The organism is Streptomyces sp. NPDC052114, from assembly GCF_040680155.1.
GTDB lineage: Bacteria > Actinomycetota > Actinomycetes > Streptomycetales > Streptomycetaceae > Streptomyces.
On sequence record NZ_JBFAWC010000003.1, the window covers coordinates 217,401 to 235,141 of the forward strand.

Consider the following 17,741-nt stretch of genomic DNA (forward strand, 5'->3'; position numbering starts at 1 on the left):
ACGGGGGCTACCGCACCCATCCGGTGAAGCCGTTGCCCTCCCGGCGGGACTCGCGGCGGGTGGGCGCCCGGCCGCCGGGCTGGTCGAGCGAGCCGGAGACCGCGCGGACGAGCCAGGCGTTGACCGAGAGGCCGTCGCGGTTCGCCGCCTCCTCGACGCGGGCCTTCAGGTGGGCCGGGAGGCGGAGGTTGATCCGGGCGGTGGTGCCGTCGTCCGCCGCGTCGGGGGCGGGGGGCGGCGGCGGGGGTGCCGGCTGCGCCGACATGAGCGCCGCGTACTCGGCCTGGGCGTCGAACGTGTCGACCGACGGCGGGGGTGTCACCACGAACTCGGGATCGAGGCCACGCAGCCGCAGGTCGACCGAGCCCGGCGCGAGATCGCTGGTGATCTCCTCCGCGGCGGCGGACAGGGCGTTGAGCAGGGTGAGCCGGGTGGCCGACTCCAGCGGGGCGGTGAGGCGCTCGGCCAGGGCGCGGGCCTCTTCGCCGCCGGCTTCGGCGGCGACCGCGAGCTCCTGCCGGAGCTGGTCGACGTACTGCGTGAGGTTCATGACGCCATAGTGGCATCACTCTGGCGCCACAGCAAGTGCCACGGGCGCCATGCGCGCCCCACGCGCGTCCCGATGACGACATTTGCGCAGGTCAGCAGTGCAAGAAAAGGAGCGAAAAAAATCTGGCACCACACCGGCACCACACCGACGCCACATGACGCCACATGACGCCACGCGACGACACGCGCCACCACCGGACATCACCCCCGCCACGCCGCGCGGAATCACCGGGGCACGGAGAGACTGAGTACCACCGCGCGACCCCGGCGCGTCACATCCCGGGCACACTCCGCTAGAGGTTGAATGTTGAACCGAATCGCGCTACATTCAATCTCGTTGAACATTCAACAGCAGCTCCCCACAGGAGCTCGTCCCCAAGGAGCACGTCATGGGTCTCTTCGGCCGCAAGAACGACACCGACACCACCGCCGCCCCGGCCGCCGCCACCGCCGCGGTGAACCCGGAGCTCGCCGCGCTGACCGGCGACTACACGATCGACCCGGCGCACACGACGATCGGCTTCGTCGCCCGGCACGCCATGGTCACGAACGTCAAGGGCTCCTTCCTCGACTTCTCGGGCACGCTGCACCTGGACGGCGCGGACCCGACCGCCTCGACGGCCTCCATCGACGTCACGATGGAGAGCATCGACACCGGCAACGCCGACCGTGACGGTCACCTGAAGAGCGCGGACTTCTTCAAGACCGACGAGTTCCCCGAGATGACCTTCCGCTCCACCAAGGCGGAGGCGCTGGGCGGCGACGACTACCGCATCACCGGTGACCTGACGATCCTGGGCACCACCAAGCCGCTCTCCATCGACCTGGAGTTCAACGGCTCGGCGAAGGACCCGTTCGGCAACGAGCGCGTGGGCTTCGAGGGCAAGGCGACGATCCTGCGCTCGGAGTGGGGCCTGACCTGGAACGCGGCGCTGGAGACCGGTGGCGTCCTCGTCTCCGACAAGATCAAGCTGAACTTCGACATCTCGGCCATCAAGAACGCCGGCTGATCCACCGTCAGCTCCGGCCGGCGCACCGGCCGAGCCGCACCACGAGCGCGCCCGCCTCCGCCCCCACGGACGGCGGGCGCTCGGCTACGGTTTCGCCGTGCCCGAGTTCATACAGCAACTGCCCGCGCTCATCGGCGTGATCATCGGCGCCCTCGGCTCCTACGTCGCGATCATGCGCGGGGACCGGATCCGGTTCCGGCGGGAGCAGGCGGCCCGGTGGGAGGAGCGGCGGCTCGCGGTCTACACCGAGTACGCCAGGGTCCTGAAGCAGACCGTCACCCTCACCTACCGGCTGGCCGCGCACCTCGGCAACGACCCCCATCCCCACCCGCTCTCCCCCACGGACGCGGAACGCCAGCTCACCGAGGCCGCCGACGCGCGGGATCCGGCGGGCGAGGCGCTGCTGATGCTGGGCGCGCCGGACGTGGTGGAGCAGGCGCGGACGTGGGTGGTGACGGTGATCGAGATGGAACGGTTCCTGCGTGACGGGACGCGGGATCCCCGGGCCTGGAGCGATCTGCTGGAGCGCCAGCGCGGTGCGCGTCACGGCTACTACGCGGCGGTACGCAGGGACTTGGCACTCCCACCGGGCCACTCGGGCCAGTGGACGATGCCGCCACCGGACCGGGCGGCGCCCCGACTCGGCTGAGGAACGAGGGGATACCGTCGTCCTCATGGGCAACGCCTTCGAAACCTACGTGACGCGAGCCGAGGCGGATCCCGGCGTCGTCGGCCTGGTCCTCAGCGGCTCACGGGCGCGGGAGGACATGGCGACGGAGCACTCCGACCACGACATGTACGTGATCACCGCGGACGACGCGGAGACGACGGACCTGGCGGGGCTGCGCTCGCCGGAGCTGGACGCGGTGGTGCTGCCGCTGTCGCGGTTCCGTACACGCGGGCTGCCGGGGGACGCGTACGCGTGGGACAGGTATGCGTTCGTGCACTGCCGGGTCCTGCTCGACCGGCTGGACGGCGGGGTCGCCGAACTGGTGGCGCGCAAGGCGACGTTGACCCCGGAGGAGGCGCGCCGGCTCGCCGCCGACAGCCTGGACGCCTACATCAACTCGCTCTACCGCTCGGCCAAGAGCCATCGCGACGGCCGCCGTCGGGCCGCGCACCTCGACGCGGCCGAGAGCGTGCCGTGGTTCCTGACCGCGCTGTTCGCGCTGCACGGGCGGGTGCGGCCGTACAACAAGTACCTGGAGTGGGAGCTGGCCAGGTATCCCTTGGGCGCCCCGCACTGGTCGCTTCCCCGTCTCCTGCCCGTCCTCGACCGCATCGTCGCCGACGGCGATCTGGTCGCACAGCGGGCGCTGTTCGCTCTGGTGGAGCGGGCGGCGCGGGGGGCGGGGCACGGGGGCACGGTCGACTCCTGGGGCGAGGACCTCACGCTACTGCGCCCCTGAACGCTCCGGCTGCGCCGGGCTGGGGCCACACTCATCGCCGCCCGGCACCGGGGTTCTTCCCCGCCTGCACCGGGGCGGGCGCCACGGTCATCGCCACCCGGCACGGTCCGGCTGCGCCGGGGCTGGAGCCACGCTTCCCGCTGCCCGGCACCGTGGGCTGTGCCCACCCGTTCCGCCTTGCGGAACGCCTGCCCACAGCAGGGACGGCCAGACGCCCACAGCGCCGCCGCCCACAGCGGCGGGACCGGCGGCAGGTTGCCCACCGGGCGCAGCGCGAGCGCACCGGCCCCCACCGGGCCGCGCCCGCAAGCGCTCCCGAGGGGACGTGGGGGTATGTGCGAACGGAGCACCGAGCCAGCAATAGCGCCTTTGGACTTGAGGCGGGGCGCAGGGATGGCGAGTACGCACATACCCCCGCGGCCCCGCCCCACAGACGAAGCAACCGCGCAGACCCGACAAGGCGCAGACGCCAACGACGCCCGCCCCCGAGACGGCAGACCACACACCGCAAGACGCCAACGCAGCCCCGCCCCAAGACGGACAGGAGGCGCACCGCCCAAGGCGCCCCCGCCAGTCAGAAGCCGCCGCCTCCGAAGTCGCCGCCCCCGCCGAAGTCGCCTCCGCCGAAGTCGTCCGCGTTGAAGTCCGCACCCGAGTAGTCGCCGCCGCCGAAGTCGCCGTAGTCGGAGCCGTAGTCCGCCGCGTAGGCGGGGCTCGACATCATGCCGCCCAGCATCGTGCCGATGAGGAGACCCGGCAGGATGCCGCCGCCGAAGTAGCCGCCCGCCCACGGCCCGTACGCCGGCCCGGCCTCCCAGTAGGGGCGCCGCTCCCCGGACTCCGTCGCCACGGTCCGCACCATCGGGTCCTCACCGTCCGCGAGCCGCGCCGCGTCCGCGGCGCACACCGGCACCGACCGCGCCGCCCCGCCCGCCGGCGCCCACGTCGCGTCCTCGGCCGAAGGCCCGTGCCGCGGGTCGAAGAAGCACGGGGCCCGCCGCTCCGGCAACGGCCGCCCCTCGCGCCGCGCGGCGAGCAGCGCCAGCGAGAACCGGCCGTCCTCCAGCGCCTGCGTCACCCCCCGCACGTCCTCGGGCCGGGTCGCCGCCGCCATGTACGACTTCGCCTTCTCGTACGCGTCGAGCGCCCGCTCGTAGTCCGCGCGCATCGCGTCGTCCGCCCCCGCCTCCGCGGGGTGGAAGTCGAGCCGCTCCAGTTCCTCGCCGAACGCGGTGATGTCCTCGTCGACGACGACCGCCAGCTTGCGCAGCGCCTCGCGCTGCTCCTCCTCGTGCCGCCGCTTCTTGCGCCGCACCACGGCGTACGCCGTGCCGACACCCGCGACGGCCACCACGCCGACGCCGACGAGCGCGCCCACCGAGACGCCGTCGTCCGAGCCCCCGCCCCAGGACTGCGGAGCCGTGCCGCCCGCCTGGACGACGGCCTGGTCGACGAAGTGGTTGAGCTGCCGGTTCGTGTCCTCGCCCTGGACGAGCGCGACGAGGTTCTCGACGGCGTTGGGCCGCAGGACCGAACGGTCGGCCTTCGCGTCGAAGGCGCTGCCCAGCCGCACCGCGTACACCCCCGTCACACCGGTCTCGGCCCGCAGCTTCCTGAAGAGGTCCTGCTGCGGGAAGTCGTCGGGCAGCACGGCCACGAAGACCGGCTTGTCCGCCTTCTTGATCTTCTGGGCGAGGGCGTCCGCCTGGGCGTCGGACAGCTGGTCCGACGCCGCGGGATCGACGTACACCGGACTCTTCTCCCAGGCGTCGGCGACCACCGACACGCTGGACGCCGACAGCGCCCCGGGCCCGGCCGGGGCATCGGGCGCGGCCAAGGCCCCGGGCGCCGCCGTGATCGACACGGCACCCAGGGCGAGCAGCAGCCCGGACAGACCGACGGTGATCCGCTTCGTCCGATTCCTCATGCTTCGAACGTAACTCAGGGGCGCCGCCGACGGAGGCCCGGGGAGGGGTGGAGCCGAGGTCGCGGGCGGGTTACTCGACCGGCTCGACGCCGGCTCGCAGCAGCCCGTACGTGTACGCGTCCTCCAGCGCCCCCCACGACGCGGCGATGACGTTCTCCGCGACGCCGACCGTCGACCACTCGCCGACGCCGTCGGAGGTGGAGATCAGGACGCGCGTGGTCGAGGACGTGCCGTGCTTGCCCTCCAGGATGCGGACCTTGTAGTCCACCAGCTCCAGCTTGGCGAGCTGGGGGTAGATCCGCTCCAGGCCGACGCGCAGCGCGCGGTCCAGGGCGTTGACGGGGCCGTTGCCCTCGGCCGTGGCGACGATGCGCTCCCCCTTGGCCCACAGTTTCACGGTCGCCTCGTTGGCGTGCGTGCCGTCGGGGCGGTCCTCGACGATGGCCCGCCAGGACTCGACGCGGAAGTAGCGGCGCGCCCTGCCCTCGGCCTCCTCGCGCAGCAGCAGCTCGAAGGAGGCGTCGGCCGCCTCGTAGGTGTACCCCTGGAGCTCGCGCTCCTTGACGCGCGCCACCACGCGGCCGACCAGATCGCGGTCGTCGCCGAGCTCGATGCCGAGCTCCTTGCCCTTGAGCTCGATGGAGGCGCGGCCCGCCATGTCGGAGACGAGCATGCGGATGCGGTTGCCGACGAGGTCCGGGTCGATGTGCTGGTACAGGTCGGGGTCGACCTTGATCGCGGAGGCGTGCAGCCCGGCCTTGTGGGCGAAGGCGGAGACGCCCACGTACGGCTGGTGCGTCGAGGGGGTCAGGTTCACGACCTCGGCGATGGCGTGCGAGACGCGGGTCATCTCGCGCAGCGCGCCCTCGGGCAGCACCTGCTTGCCGTACTTGAGCTCCAGGGCCGCCACGACGGGGAAGAGGTTGGCGTTGCCGACGCGCTCGCCGTAGCCGTTGGCCGTGCACTGCACGTGCGTGGCGCCGGCGTCGACGGCGGCGAGGGTGTTGGCGACGGCGCAGCCCGTGTCGTCCTGGGCGTGGATGCCGAGCCGGGCGCCGGTGTCGGCGGCGACGGTGGCCACGACGGCCTGGACCTGCGCGGGCAGCATGCCGCCGTTGGTGTCGCACAGGACGACGACGTCGGCGCCCGCCTCCGCGGCGGCCCGCACGACGGACTTGGCGTATTCGGGGTTGGCGCGGTAGCCGTCGAAGAAGTGCTCGCAGTCGACGAAGACGCGCCGCCCCTGGCTCCGCAGATAGGAGACGGTGTCGCGGACCATCTCCAGGTTCTCGTCGAGGGTGGTGCGCAGGGCCAGCTCGACGTGCCGGTCGTGGGACTTGGCGACCAGCGTGATGACCGGGGCGCCGGACGCGAGCAGGGCGTTGACCTGCGGGTCGTCGGCGGCCTTGGCGCCGGCGCGGCGGGTGGCGCCGAAGGCGACGAGCTGGGCGTGCCGGAAGGTGATCTCCTGCTGGGCCCGCGCGAAGAACTCGGTGTCGCGCGGGTTGGCGCCGGGCCAGCCGCCCTCGATGAAGCCCACGCCGAAGTCGTCCAGATGGCGGGCGATGGTCAGCTTGTCCGCGACGGTGAGGTTGATGCCTTCGCGCTGCGCGCCGTCGCGCAGCGTCGTGTCGAAGACATGGAAGGAATCGTCGGGTGTGCTGGTTTCCGTCATGCTGTCTGGCTCCTGATTCGGATCTCGGTCTACCGGAAGGACCGGCGCCACCGCCCCCCATGATCCCGTGCGCTCCGTGCCCGGCTGCGGTTGGGCCGGGAAACGAAAAAACCCCTCGCGGGTGCGAGAGGTCTGCGCGCGGGTCGAGGACGACGGTGTCCGCCCGTACGTGGTGGTACGAGGCGGTCACTGCGGACCGGCGCGCCTGCTGCCAATAATCATGGCGAACGAGAGCACGGGGGCATGCTGCCACAGCGCGCGCGCCCCGCGCGGCCTCGTCTCACGATGCGGGCGGCGCGTGGACGTGCCGCCCGCGCGGGGCCTGTTTCGCTCAGATCGCTCTGACCTCGTGGATCTCTCTGTTCACTCCGGTCTCACCGCACGTGGCGGGGGGATACAAGCCACCACCCGACGCCCGGCAGTCCGTCGGACCGCGTACGGCCTAGACAGGCCGCCGGGGGTCCCGAGCGTCGTCCGGGGCGAGCGTCCCGTCCAGGAACTCCCGCACGTGTGTGAGGACCTGCTCGCGTCCCGTGCCGCGCAGGCCGATCGCCACGTGGATGGAGAAGCCGTCCAGCAGCGCCCGCAGGCGCGCCGCGAACCGGTCCGGGTCGACCGCGCCGAACTCGCCGCGCGAGACGCCCTCGGCGAGCAGCGCCACCAGGTCGCGGTGCCAGGCGCCCTCGATGGCGGCCTGCCGGTCGCGGCCCTCCTCGTCGGCGTTCAGGGAGCGGTTCCAGACCTCCAGCCAGAGCGTCCAGTGGGGGTCGCCGACGCCGTCGGGGACGTACAGCTCGACGTAGGCGTCGAGGCGCTCGCGCGCCGTGCCCGCGCGGGCCAGGAGCCGGCCGCGCTCGGCGCCGAGGCGGCCCTCGCTCCACTCCAGGGTGCGCAGGAGCAGCTCGTCCTTGGTGCGGAAGTAGTAGAGGAGATGGCCCGAACTCATGTCGACCGCGCGGCCGAGCGCGGCCATGGTCAGCTTCTCCAGGCCGCGCTCGGCGATCATCTCCATGGCGGCGGACAGCACGTCCTCACGCGGTGGGGCGTTCTTCCGCGCGCGGGCCTGCCCTGCCATCCCGTACTCCTTGATCACACCTTCGGCTGCTGCTGGGTGATGCAGTGGATGCCACCGCCCCCGGCAAAGATCGTACGGGCGTCGACGGGCGTCACCGTCCGGCCGGGGAAGAGACGGCGGAAGATGCCCGCCGCGACCTCGTCGTTCGGGTCGTCGAAGGCGCACAGGACGACGCCGTCGTTGCAGAGATAGTGGTTGATGTACGAGTAGTCGACCCAGCCCTCGTCGTCCTTCAGGACGGTCGGGGCGGGCACCTCGACGATCTCCAGGGTGCGGCCGCGCGCGTCGGTCTGTCCGCGCAGGGTCGCGACGATCTCCTCGCTGACCTCGAAGTCGGGGTGGGCGGGGTCCTGCTGGGAGTGGACGAGGACCACGCCGGGGGCGGCGAAGGCGGCGACGATGTCGACGTGGCCGCGGGTGCCGAACTGTCCGTAGTCGCCGGTGAGTCCGCGCGGCAGCCAGATGGCCTTCTCCGTACCGATGCGGGCGTGGATCTCCTCCTCCACCCGCTCGCGGGTCAGGCCGGGGTTGCGGTGCGGGTCGAGCTGGACGGTGTCGGTGAGCAGGACGGTGCCCTCGCCGTCGACGTGGATGCCGCCGCCCTCGTTGACGAGGGGCGAGGGGTGCACGGGGACGCCCGCGAGGTCGGCGACGTGCCGGCCGATCTTCGCGTCGTGCTCCCAGCGCGCCCACTCCTGGGCGCCCCAGCCGTTGAACGTCCAGTCGACCGCGGCGAGGCGCTCGCCGTCGTGGACGAAGGTGGGGCCGATGTCCCGCATCCACGCGTCGTCCAGCTCCCGCTCGACCAGCTCGACGTCGGGGCCGAGGAGCGCGCGGGCCGACTCGGCCTGGCCGGTGCCGACGATCATCGTGACGGGCTCGAAGCGGCGCACGGCGCGGGCCACGCCCGCCCAGGCCGCCCGCGCCTCGGCGAGTTCCCGCTCGTTCGTGAAGGTGGGGTTGGGGCTCGGCCACGCCATCCAGGTGCGCTCGTGCGGGGCCCACTCGGGGGGCATGCGGAAGGTCATCGCGGGGTCCTCACAGGAAGTACAGGCGGTTGAGGGAGACGGAGTCGGCGGGCTCGGAGCGGACCGGGTCGCCGTCGAGGGTGACCAGGCCGGTGCGCTGGTCGACGTCGACGGCTCCGGTACGGGAGTTCAGGCGCAGGTCGGCGGGGCCGATGCCGCGGGTGCCCCGGACGGCGACGCGGCGCCTGCGGGTGGGCATGGTGTCGTTGCCCTGGTCGACGGCGGCCTGGGCGACGAAGGCCACGGAGATGTCGGCCGGTACGGGGCCGTGCCCGCCGAACAGCGGGCCGAGGACGAGGGGTTCGCAGGTGTCGGTGGCCGCGTTCGGGTCGCCGGTGACCCCGTAGGCGGGGAAGCCTGACTTGAGGACCATCTGCGGCTTGGCACCGAAGTACTGCGGGCGCCAGAGGACGATGTCGGCCATCTTGCCGACCTCGATGGAGCCGACCTCGTGGGCCAGACCATGGGCGAGGGCGGGATTGATGGTCAGCTTGGCGATGTAGCGCAGCACGCGCGCGTTGTCGTCGTCCGCGCCGTCGCCCTCCATCGGGCCCAGCTCGGCCTTCATCTTCCCCGCCATCGCGAACGTGCGGCGCACGGTCTCCCCGGCCCGGCCCATGCCCTGCGCGTCCGAGGACGTGATCCCGATCGCGCCCAGGTCGTGCAGCACGTCCTCCGCACCCATCGTCCCGGCACGAATGCGGTCGCGGGCCATCGCCGCGTCCCCGGGCAGATCGGTCTTCAGGTCGTGGACCGACACGATCATCCCGTAGTGCTCGGCAACCGCGTCCCGCCCAAAGGGCAGCGTCGGGTTGGTCGAGGAGCCGATCACATTCGGCACGCCCGCCATCTTCAGCACATTCGGTACGTGACCACCACCGCACCCCTCGATATGGAAGGCATGGATGGTCCGCCCCTCCAGGACCTTCAGGGTGTCCTCGACCGACAGACACTCGTTCAACCCGTCACTGTGCAGGGCGACTTGGACGTCATGCTCCTCCGCCACCCGCAACGCCGTGTCCAGGGCCCGGGTGTGCGCGCCCATGTCCTCGTGCACCTTGAAGCCGGACGCGCCGCCCTCCGCGAGCGCCTCGATCAGCGGGGCGTCGTGGGAGGACGAACCCCGGCCCAGGAAGCCGATGTTGACCGGCCAGGCGTCGAAGGCATTGAACGCATGGCGCAGCGCCCAGGGCGAGTTGACGCCCACGCCCCACACCGGCCCGAACTCCTGGCCGATGATCGTGGTCACACCGGAGGAGAGCGACGCCTCCATGATCCGCGGCGAGAGCAGGTGGACGTGGGTGTCCACGGCGCCGGCGGTGGCGATGAGCCCCTCCCCCGACACGATGGACGTGCCGGTGCCGACGACCACGTCGACGCCGTCGAGGGTGTCGGGATTCCCGGCCCGCCCGATGGAGGCGATCCGCCCCTCCCGGATCCCGATCGACACCTTCCGAATGCCCTGCACGGCGTCGATGACCACGACGTTGCTGATCACCACGTCACACGTCTCACGGACAGCGGCAGCCTTCAGATGCAACCCGTCCCGGGCCGTCTTCCCGAACCCGGCAAGGAACTCGTCCCCGTACAACTGCGCATCCGACTCCACCCGGATCGTCAGACCGGAGTCGCCGAGCCGGACCCGGTCACCTGCGCGGGGGCCGTGGGTGGCGGCGTACTCGTACGGGGTGAGGCGGCGCGGTTCGGCGGGGTGACCTCCGGGGCGGCTCATCGCTCGACCTCCTGCTCAGTCGTGTCGGGTACGCCGAGGTAGCCGCAGGCGGCGGCGCGGCGCAGCGCCTCTTCGCGGGCGCCGGGCGCGTCGAGGGGCCCGTCCACCAGGCCCGCGAAGCCGATCGCGATCCGGGCGCCGCCGATCGGCAGCAGCCCCACGTCGGCGCTCTCGCCGGGCCCGAAGCGGACGGACGACCCGGCGGGCACGGCGAGCCGCAGACCGTAGGCGGCGGCCCGGTCGAAGTCGAGCCGCGGGTTGGCCTCGAAGAAATGGAAGTGCGAGGTCACCGAGACGGGCACGGTCGCCGTGTTGTGCACGGTCAGCGTCACGACCGGCTCGGGGTCCTCGTGCGCCGGGCCGGGCAGGAGCGCGCCGGGCGCCTGCGCGCCGAGCCCGTCGCCGATCGGGTCCGAGACCACCGCGAGGCGCGAGCCGTCGTCGAAGACGGCCTCCACGTGCACCTCGGTCACCACGTCCGCGACGCCCGGCAGGACGTCGTCGGGCCCGAGGACGGAGCGGGCGCGCTCGACCGCCTCGGCGAGCCGGGCGCCGTCACGGGCGGCCTCGCACACGGTGTCGGCGATCAGCGCGGTGGCCTCGGGGACGTTGAGTCTGAGGCCGCGGGCCCTGCGGGACCTGGCGAGCTCGGCCGCGCCGAAGAGCAGCAGCCGGTCGCGTTCGGTGGGCGTGAGTCGCACGCGCCGTTCCTTCCTGTTCCCGATCATGTTCCACGTTTAGAGCAACACTCTAACCACGAAATCCGCACGCGGGAAGCATTGACGCAGGAGGTGCATTCGCGCCACATTGAGCGCTGCTCAAAAGTAGGGCAACCATCGGGACCAGCGAGCGTCAGGGGCACCCTCATGCCGATAGAACAGCGCGGAGTCGACACCATCCCGGACGAGGAGCGCACCAGCGGCCCTCGCGATCTCGTGTCGATCCTGATCGGCTCGAACCTCTGCCTGGGGGTGATCATCTTCGGCTGGCTGCCGGTGTCGTTCGGCCTGAACTGGTGGCAGTCGGTGAGCGCGGTGGTCGCGGGCACGGTGCTCGGCACCGCGCTGACCGCACCGCTCGCCCTCGTCTCGCTGCGCACCGGCACGAACCTCTCGACCTCCTCCGGCGCGCAGTTCGGGGTGCGCGGGCGGCTGGTCGGCTCGGTCGTCGGGCTGCTGCTCTCCCTCGGCTACACCGCGCTGACCATCTGGATCGGCGGCGACGTGATGGTGGGCACCCTGCACCGCCTGCTCGGCCTGCCCGCCGGCGGACTCTCGTACGGCGTCGTCTACGCCCTGCTCGCCGCCGCCACCGTGGTCGGCGCGGTCTTCGGCTACCGCGTGCTGCTGCGCCTGTCCCGCGTCCTCGCCGTCGGCATGACCGCGCTCCTGGTCCTCGGACTCGTCGCGTACGCGCCGGACTTCACGACGTCCGCGCTGCCGGGCGCGGGCGGCTACGCGCTCGGCTCGTTCTGGCCGACGTGGCTGCTCGCCCTGGTCGCGGCGGGCCTGTCGGGGCCGGTCGCCTTCATCACGCTGCTCGGCGACTACACCCGCTACATCTCCCCGGTGCGGCACGGCTCCCGCGCGGTGCTCGGCGCGGCCTGGCTCGGGCTGCTCGCAGGCCTGCTGATCCCGCAGCTCTTCGGTACGTTCACGGCGTACGCGGCGCGCGCCGCCCTCGACTACGCGGGCGGGCTCGTCGAGGCGTCGCCCTCCTGGTATCTGCTCCCGCTGCTGCTCGCCGCCTCCGCGGGCTCGGTGGGCAACGCGGGCCTGATGCTCTACTCGATGGGCCTCGACCTGGACGCGATCCTGCCCCGCGCCTCACGCGCCCGCGCCACGTACACCGTCGCCGTCACCGCCACGGCCTGCGTCTTCGTCGGCCACTACGCGTGGGAGGCGCAGGACGCGATGACCTCGTTCGTGCTGCTCCTGACCGCCATCGGCACGCCCTGGGCGGTCATCACGCTGATCGGCTTCGCGCGCTGTCGCGGGGAGTACGACGCGGACGCCCTCCAGGTCTTCAACCGCCGCTCCCGGGGCGGCGTCTACTGGTACCGGGGCGGCTGGAACCCGCGGGCCACGGCCTCCTGGGCGCTGGGCGCGGCGGTCGGCCTGCTCGCGGTGTCGCTCCCCTCGTACGAGGGCCCGCTGCTCTCCCTGACGGGCGGCGTCGACTGCAGCTTCCTGCTGTCGGGGGTGGTGGGCGGCGCGGCCTATCTGGCGCTCACCCCGCGTACGACCCGCGTCCCCGATCTCGTAGCCTGAGCAGACCGCCTTGACCAGCGGAAACAAACACGAATACGGGGAGCGGGACTCATGGAAGAGCTGATCGAACTCGGCGTACGCGCGGCGAAGGGCGCCGGTTCGGCGGTCCTCGGCCTGGTCGACGTCTTCAGCCACTCGCCGGGCGGGGAGTCGGCAGGCGGAGGCGAGAAGAAGGACGAGAAGAACGACGAGGGGAAGAACGAGGGCGAGTCCGCGGAGTAGCCCTCCCTCAGGCGATGTCCAGGATCGCCTTGCCGTGCAGGCGGCGGTCGAGCAGTACGTCGACCGCCTCCGGCGCCTTCTCCCAGGCACCCCGCCACGCCTGGCCCGCGTCGAGGTCACCGGCCGCGATCCCCGCCGCCAGCCACGTCAGGTCCGGGCCGAGGTCCGGGCAGTCCAGCAGGTAGAACGTGGCGAGGGTGCGATTGTGGCGGCCACCGTCGCCGAACAGCGCGCCGTGCGGGAAGTGCTCGTCGTCGCCACCGGTGTGGCCGACGGAGACCAGGGTGCCGTTCGGCGCCAACCGGTCGAAGGCGTTCTGTGGGGCGTGCGAGGCCGTACCCGCGAGTCTCACGCTGACCGCGCGGTGACGAGCCCCGTAAGGGGCGCGGGGAACTGCGCGACAAGCCACCGACCGCCCGCACGGAAGCGACAGGGCCCTGCCCCAGGGGCGTCACACCCCCGGGGCAGGGCCCTGAACGTACCGCCCGGCCCTCAGCCGAGGTCGTGCATCCAGCCGTGCTGGTCCTTGGCCGTGCCCCGCTGGATGTCCAGCAGCGCCTCACGGAGCTTCATCGTGACCTCGCCGGGCTCGCCGCCGCTCTGCTGCCACTCGCCCGCGTTGCACTTCACCGTGCCGACGGGCGTGATGACCGCGGCGGTGCCGCAGGCGAAGACCTCGGTCAGGGTGCCGTTCTCGGAGTCGCGCTGCCACTGGTCGATGGAGACGCGGCCCTCCTCCGAGGCGTAGCCGAGGTCACGCGCGACGGCCAGGAGCGAGTCGCGGGTGACGCCCTCCAGGATGGAGCCGGTGAGGGTGGGGGTGACGATCTTGTCGCCGTACACGAAGTACAGGTTCATGCCGCCCAGTTCCTCGACCCACTTGTGCTCGACGGCGTCGAGGTAGGCGACCTGGTCGCAGCCCTTCTCGGCGGCCTCGGCCTGCGCGAGCAGCGACGCGGCGTAGTTGCCGCCGGTCTTGGCGTCGCCCATGCCGCCGGGCACGGCGCGCACGCGGTCCTCGGAGAGCCAGATCGAGACGGGCTTCACACCGCCGGGGAAGTACGCGCCGGCGGGCGAGGCGATGACGACGAAGAGGTATTCGTTGGCGGGCTTCACGCCCAGGCCGACCTCGGTCGCGATCATGAACGGGCGCAGGTAGAGGGACTCCTCGCCGCCGTGCGCCGGGACCCAGTCCTTGTCCTGGCGGACCAGCAGGTCGCACGCCTCGATGAACGTCTCGACGGGCAGCTCCGGCATGGCGAGGCGGCGCGCGGAGGCCTGGAAACGGCGGGCGTTGGCGTCGGGGCGGAAGGTGGCCACCGTGCCGTCGGGCTGGCGGTAGGCCTTCAGGCCCTCGAAGATCTCCTGGGCGTAGTGCAGGACGTTCGTCGCCGGGTCGAGGGCGAGCGGGCCGTACGGCACGAGCTGACCGTCGTGCCAGCCGCGGCCCTCCGTCCACTTGATCGTCACCATGTGGTCGGTGAAGTGGCGGCCGAACCCGGGACTGGCCAGGATCGCCTCGCGCTCGGCGGTGGCCAGGGGGGTCGAGGAGGGCTTGAGCTCGATGGTCGGCGTCGTCGTCATGAGTGCTACGTCCTTCACGGTGTGATGGTGACGGACCGCGCTCACGTCCGTACTTCCGGTACTAGGACGTCCGAGCTTCCCTGTCTTTCACGGCCCCACGTTCGATTATCGCTCGCGGAGTCCTGAGGAAGAAACGGCATGAATGCGGCCCGGGGGTCGATGGTGACACCCGGGGCCCAGATACGAGAAGCCGCCGGGTGCCTTGTCGGACCCGGCGGCTTCTTTCCTGCGGTGGGGAGCAGCCGGGTCAGCCCGCTACTCGTACGGCGAGCGCGTCGCCGATCTGCTCGGTGCTGCGGACCGTGTCGCCGCGCTCGGCGAGGTCGACGGAGACGGCCTCCTCGATGCGGGCGGCCTCGGTCTCGTAGCCGAGGTGGCGCAGCAGGAGGGCGACGGACAGGACGGTGGCCGACGGGTCGGCCTTGCCCTGGCCCGCGATGTCCGGCGCGGAGCCGTGCACCGGCTCGAACATGGACGGGAACTCGCGGCTCGGGTTGATGTTGCCCGAGGCCGCGACGCCGATGCCGCCGGAGACGGCCGCGGCGAGGTCGGTGATGATGTCGCCGAAGAGGTTGTCGGTGACGATCACGTCGAAGCGGCCCGGGTCGGTGACGAGGTAGATCGTCGCCGCGTCGACGTGGATGTAGTCGGTGGTGACCTCGGGGAACTCCTTGGCCACCGCGTTGAAGACGTTCGTCCAGAGGTGACCGGCGTAGGCGAGGACGTTGTTCTTGTGGACCAGCGTCAGCTTCTTGCGCGGGCGGGCCTGGGCGCGGGCGAAGGCGTCGCGGACCACGCGCTCCACACCGAAGGCGGTGTTGACGGAGACCTCGGTGGCGACCTCGTGCGGGGTGCCGGTGCGGATCGAGCCGCCGTTGCCCGTGTAGGGACCCTCGGTGCCCTCGCGGACCACGACGAAGTCGATCTCGGGCTGCCCGGCGAGCGGGGTCGCGACGCCCGGGAGCAGCTTCGAGGGCCGCAGGTTGACGTGGTGGTCGAAGAGGAAGCGGAGCTTCAGCAGGAAGCCGCGCTCCAGGACGCCGGACGGCACCGAGGGGTCGCCGATCGCGCCGAGGAGGATCGCGTCGTGCTGCTTGAGGGCCTCCACGTCGGCGTCGGTGAGGGTCTCACCGGTGGCGTGGTACCGCTTGGCGCCGAAGTCGAACTCCTTCGTCTCCAGCTTCACGTCCTGCGGGAGCACGGCGTTGAGGACCTTGAGCCCCTGGGCCACGACCTCTTGGCCGATGCCGTCTCCGGGGATGACTGCGAGATTGATGCTGCGAGACATGACGGCACCCTACTCTCCGTCCCAGGGGATGACACTCGGCGTCCGGCATGCGGACACCCCTGGTCACCCGGTCCGCCCGCCACCACATGGACACCCGCTCTTCACCTCGGCGCCCGCCCGGAGTTGGGGTCGGCCGGGAAATCCTTCCGGCATGGACACTCCCGAGGTCGGCATCCCGGAGCGGCTCGCGGCCCGCATGAGCATGCCCGAGCAGCACGCGTACCTGCGCGGGCGGCTCTCGCGGCGCCGGGTGCTCGCGAGCGCGTTCACCACGGCCGGGACGGTCGGCGGCATCGGCCTGCTCGCGGGCGGTTCGAGCGGCGCGCGCGGCGCGGGCACCCCCTCCGCGCGGACCGCCGCCGCCCCGGCCGCGCCGGTGAGACCGGTGACGGTCGACGGCCGCCTGGTCGCACCCTTCGGACGGCACCTCGCCTTCGGGGCGGACCCGAGGACGCAGATGCGGATCTCCTGGCAGGTGCCGCTCGCGGTCAAGTCCCCCTACGTACGCGTCGGATCGAAGCCCTGGGAGCTGAGCCGGAAGATCGAGGCGGAGGTGCGCGACCTGCACACCCCGTCGCTGTCGAAGAAGCTGCCCGCGGTGGAGCAGTACTACCTGCACGCGGCGCTCGACGGCCTCAGCCCCGGCACGACGTACTACTACGGCGTCGGCCACGACGGCTTCGACCCGGCGTCCCCCGAACGGATGGCGACGCTCGGCACGTTCACGACCGCGCCCGCACGGCCGGAGACGTTCGTCTTCACGGCCTTCGGCGACCAGGGCGTCAGCTATCACGCACTCGCCAACGACCAGGTGATCCTGGGCCAGAACCCGGCCTTCCATCTGCACGCCGGCGACATCTGCTACGCGGACACCACCGGGCACGGCAAGGAGTCGGACACCTACGACGCGCGCGTGTGGGACACCTTCCTCGCGCAGACGGAGACCGTCGCGAAGTCGGTGCCGTGGATGGTGACGACCGGCAACCACGACATGGAGGCGTGGTACTCGCCCAACGGCTACGGCGGCCAGTCGGCCCGCTGGTCGCTGCCCGAGAGCGGCTTCGACCCGAGGAACGCGCCGGGCGTCTACTCGTTCCGGTACGGCAACGTGGGCGTCGTCGCGCTGGACGCGAACGACGTCTCGTACGAGATCCCCGCCAACAGGGGCTACTCGGACGGGAAGCAGACCGCCTGGCTCGACCAGCGGCTCGGCGAGCTGCGCGCCGACGACGCCATCGACTTCGTCGTCGTCTTCTTCCACCACTGCGCGTACTCGACGTCGACGCACGCCTCCGACGGCGGGGTGCGCGACGCGTGGCTGGCGCTGTTCACCGAGCACCAGGTGGACCTGGTGGTCAACGGCCACAACCACGTGTACGAACGCACGGACGCCATCAGGGGCGGCGAGGTCGGCAGGCCCGTGCCGGTCGGCGCGTCGACCGATCCGACGCGCGACGGCATCGTGTATGTCACCGCGGGCGGCGCGGGCAAGGACCTGTACGGCTTCGGTGCCGGGGTCGAGGACAGCTACGAGGGCCACGTCCGCGACCACGACTCCGTCGCGACCTTCCACTGGACGAAGCAGCGGCAGCCCGACCCGGACACCGTCGCGTGGTCACGGGTGCGCTACACCGGCTTCTCGTTCCTCGCGGTGGAGGTGACGGCCGGCGCGCACCCGAAGCTGGCGGTCTCCGCGCTCGCCGAGAGCGGCGAGCGCATCGACCACTTCGAGGTCGTACGCGGGACTCAGTGACCCGTCTCGCCGCCGTTGTCCCTGCGGTCGAGGGCCCGCTGGAGGGCGGCGGCGGCGTTCTTGCGCTCGGTGTCGGTCGTACGGGAGCTGTGACGGACTCGGCGGGCGGTCGTCTCGGCCATGGGGGATCCACTCCTTGAGGGAAGGGTGCTTTCGAGACGCCGGAAGGGCGGGGAGCGGCGGAGCGGCAGGGTTCGCCTGCGTGGGGCTCCGGCTCAC

At 71.9% G+C, this 17,741-nt stretch carries 17 protein-coding genes; 6 read left to right on the forward strand and 11 right to left on the reverse strand.

Annotation, left to right across the window (positions count from 1 at the left end; translation table 11 throughout):
• Positions 1 to 7 precede the first annotated feature (7 nt).
• Complete coding sequence (locus AB0L89_RS07925; protein ID WP_365136080.1) at positions 8 to 550, reverse strand: hypothetical protein; 543 nt, start codon at positions 548 to 550, stop codon at positions 8 to 10.
• A gap of 388 nt (positions 551 to 938) precedes the next feature.
• Here AB0L89_RS07925 and AB0L89_RS07930 point away from each other — a divergent pair, with 388 nt between their 5' ends.
• The 3 genes from AB0L89_RS07930 to AB0L89_RS07940 all read left to right on the forward strand — a co-directional run bounded on the left by AB0L89_RS07930 (position 939) and on the right by AB0L89_RS07940 (position 2,968).
• A complete protein-coding gene (locus AB0L89_RS07930) occupies positions 939 to 1,559 on the forward strand; it encodes a YceI family protein (protein WP_365136083.1) in 621 nt (206 codons plus the stop codon).
• 97 nt (positions 1,560 to 1,656) lie between these two features.
• Positions 1,657 to 2,208: a hypothetical protein gene (locus AB0L89_RS07935; RefSeq protein WP_365136086.1), complete on the forward strand. Its 552-nt coding sequence runs from the start codon at positions 1,657 to 1,659 to the stop codon at positions 2,206 to 2,208.
• A 25-nt stretch (positions 2,209 to 2,233) separates the two neighbouring features.
• Entirely contained in the window at positions 2,234 to 2,968 is a 735-nt protein-coding gene (locus tag AB0L89_RS07940) for a hypothetical protein (protein ID WP_365136089.1), read from the forward strand.
• Positions 2,969 to 3,542: 574 nt separating this feature from the next.
• On the opposite strand, the gene AB0L89_RS07945 is transcribed toward AB0L89_RS07940, so the two are convergent.
• From AB0L89_RS07945 to ureA, 6 genes are all read right to left on the reverse strand, one after another.
• Positions 3,543 to 4,895: a hypothetical protein gene (locus AB0L89_RS07945; protein ID WP_365136091.1), complete on the reverse strand. Its 1,353-nt coding sequence runs from the start codon at positions 4,893 to 4,895 to the stop codon at positions 3,543 to 3,545.
• Positions 4,896 to 4,965: 70 nt separating this feature from the next.
• Entirely contained in the window at positions 4,966 to 6,570 is a 1,605-nt protein-coding gene (gene cimA / locus AB0L89_RS07950) for a citramalate synthase (RefSeq protein ID WP_365136094.1), read from the reverse strand.
• Between the two features lie 442 nt (positions 6,571 to 7,012).
• Complete coding sequence (locus tag AB0L89_RS07955) at positions 7,013 to 7,645, reverse strand: TetR/AcrR family transcriptional regulator (protein ID WP_365136097.1); 633 nt, start codon at positions 7,643 to 7,645, stop codon at positions 7,013 to 7,015.
• Positions 7,646 to 7,659: 14 nt separating this feature from the next.
• The gene (locus AB0L89_RS07960) at positions 7,660 to 8,673 is read right to left on the reverse strand and encodes an agmatine deiminase family protein (protein WP_365136100.1); all 1,014 of its coding nucleotides are present in this window, start codon (positions 8,671 to 8,673) and stop codon (positions 7,660 to 7,662) included.
• Between the two features lie 10 nt (positions 8,674 to 8,683).
• Positions 8,684 to 10,405 carry an urease subunit alpha gene (locus AB0L89_RS07965; protein WP_365136103.1) on the reverse strand — a complete coding sequence of 574 codons (1,722 nt, stop codon included), beginning with the start codon at positions 10,403 to 10,405 and terminating at the stop codon, positions 8,684 to 8,686.
• Positions 10,402 to 11,106, reverse strand: a complete 705-nt coding sequence (gene ureA, locus AB0L89_RS07970) for an urease subunit gamma (RefSeq protein ID WP_365136106.1) — start codon at positions 11,104 to 11,106, stop codon at positions 10,402 to 10,404. Before ureA ends, AB0L89_RS07965 begins: the two co-directional genes overlap by 4 nt.
• A gap of 165 nt (positions 11,107 to 11,271) precedes the next feature.
• On the opposite strand from ureA, the gene AB0L89_RS07975 reads away from it, so the two are divergent.
• Positions 11,272 to 12,675: a cytosine permease gene (locus AB0L89_RS07975; RefSeq protein WP_365136109.1), complete on the forward strand. Its 1,404-nt coding sequence runs from the start codon at positions 11,272 to 11,274 to the stop codon at positions 12,673 to 12,675.
• A gap of 51 nt (positions 12,676 to 12,726) precedes the next feature.
• Positions 12,727 to 12,897 carry a hypothetical protein gene (locus tag AB0L89_RS07980; protein ID WP_365136112.1) on the forward strand — a complete coding sequence of 57 codons (171 nt, stop codon included), beginning with the start codon at positions 12,727 to 12,729 and terminating at the stop codon, positions 12,895 to 12,897.
• Positions 12,898 to 12,904: 7 nt separating this feature from the next.
• Here AB0L89_RS07980 and AB0L89_RS07985 read toward each other — a convergent pair whose 3' ends face one another.
• The 3 genes from AB0L89_RS07985 to AB0L89_RS07995 all read right to left on the reverse strand — a co-directional run bounded on the left by AB0L89_RS07985 (position 12,905) and on the right by AB0L89_RS07995 (position 15,769).
• The gene (locus tag AB0L89_RS07985; protein WP_365136115.1) at positions 12,905 to 13,249 is read right to left on the reverse strand and encodes a hypothetical protein; all 345 of its coding nucleotides are present in this window, start codon (positions 13,247 to 13,249) and stop codon (positions 12,905 to 12,907) included.
• A 140-nt stretch (positions 13,250 to 13,389) separates the two neighbouring features.
• Positions 13,390 to 14,481, reverse strand: coding sequence for a branched-chain amino acid aminotransferase (locus tag AB0L89_RS07990; RefSeq protein WP_365137166.1), 1,092 nt, complete (start codon positions 14,479 to 14,481; stop codon positions 13,390 to 13,392).
• A gap of 247 nt (positions 14,482 to 14,728) precedes the next feature.
• Entirely contained in the window at positions 14,729 to 15,769 is a 1,041-nt protein-coding gene (locus AB0L89_RS07995) for a 3-isopropylmalate dehydrogenase (RefSeq protein ID WP_365136117.1), read from the reverse strand.
• Positions 15,770 to 15,920: 151 nt separating this feature from the next.
• On the opposite strand from AB0L89_RS07995, the gene AB0L89_RS08000 reads away from it, so the two are divergent.
• A complete protein-coding gene (locus AB0L89_RS08000; RefSeq protein WP_365136120.1) occupies positions 15,921 to 17,522 on the forward strand; it encodes a metallophosphoesterase family protein in 1,602 nt (533 codons plus the stop codon).
• Here AB0L89_RS08000 and AB0L89_RS08005 read toward each other — a convergent pair.
• The gene (locus tag AB0L89_RS08005) at positions 17,516 to 17,644 is read right to left on the reverse strand and encodes a hypothetical protein (protein WP_365136123.1); all 129 of its coding nucleotides are present in this window, start codon (positions 17,642 to 17,644) and stop codon (positions 17,516 to 17,518) included. The two genes, AB0L89_RS08000 and AB0L89_RS08005, sit on opposite strands and share 7 nt — an antisense overlap.
• Between the last annotated feature and the right edge of the window lie 97 nt (positions 17,645 to 17,741).

What these genes read in the sequence shown, in the direction of transcription:
- AB0L89_RS07930 (WP_365136083.1), top strand. Translation starts at nt 939, where the DNA reads ATGGGTCTCTTCGGCCGCAAGAACGACACCGACACCACCGCCGCCCCG.
- AB0L89_RS07940 (WP_365136089.1), top strand. Translation starts at nt 2,234, where the DNA reads ATGGGCAACGCCTTCGAAACCTACGTGACGCGAGCCGAGGCGGATCCC.
- AB0L89_RS08000 (WP_365136120.1), top strand. Translation starts at nt 15,921, where the DNA reads ATGGACACTCCCGAGGTCGGCATCCCGGAGCGGCTCGCGGCCCGCATG.
- AB0L89_RS07990 (WP_365137166.1), bottom strand. Translation starts at nt 14,481, where the DNA reads ATGACGACGACGCCGACCATCGAGCTCAAGCCCTCCTCGACCCCCCTG.
- AB0L89_RS07975 (WP_365136109.1), top strand. Translation starts at nt 11,272, where the DNA reads ATGCCGATAGAACAGCGCGGAGTCGACACCATCCCGGACGAGGAGCGC.
- AB0L89_RS07980 (WP_365136112.1), top strand. Translation starts at nt 12,727, where the DNA reads ATGGAAGAGCTGATCGAACTCGGCGTACGCGCGGCGAAGGGCGCCGGT.
- AB0L89_RS07960 (WP_365136100.1), bottom strand. Translation starts at nt 8,673, where the DNA reads ATGACCTTCCGCATGCCCCCCGAGTGGGCCCCGCACGAGCGCACCTGG.
- AB0L89_RS07965 (WP_365136103.1), bottom strand. Translation starts at nt 10,405, where the DNA reads ATGAGCCGCCCCGGAGGTCACCCCGCCGAACCGCGCCGCCTCACCCCG.
- AB0L89_RS07955 (WP_365136097.1), bottom strand. Translation starts at nt 7,645, where the DNA reads ATGGCAGGGCAGGCCCGCGCGCGGAAGAACGCCCCACCGCGTGAGGAC.
- cimA (WP_365136094.1), bottom strand. Translation starts at nt 6,570, where the DNA reads ATGACGGAAACCAGCACACCCGACGATTCCTTCCATGTCTTCGACACG.
- AB0L89_RS07925 (WP_365136080.1), bottom strand. Translation starts at nt 550, where the DNA reads ATGAACCTCACGCAGTACGTCGACCAGCTCCGGCAGGAGCTCGCGGTC.
- AB0L89_RS08005 (WP_365136123.1), bottom strand. Translation starts at nt 17,644, where the DNA reads ATGGCCGAGACGACCGCCCGCCGAGTCCGTCACAGCTCCCGTACGACC.
- AB0L89_RS07945 (WP_365136091.1), bottom strand. Translation starts at nt 4,895, where the DNA reads ATGAGGAATCGGACGAAGCGGATCACCGTCGGTCTGTCCGGGCTGCTG.
- AB0L89_RS07995 (WP_365136117.1), bottom strand. Translation starts at nt 15,769, where the DNA reads ATGTCTCGCAGCATCAATCTCGCAGTCATCCCCGGAGACGGCATCGGC.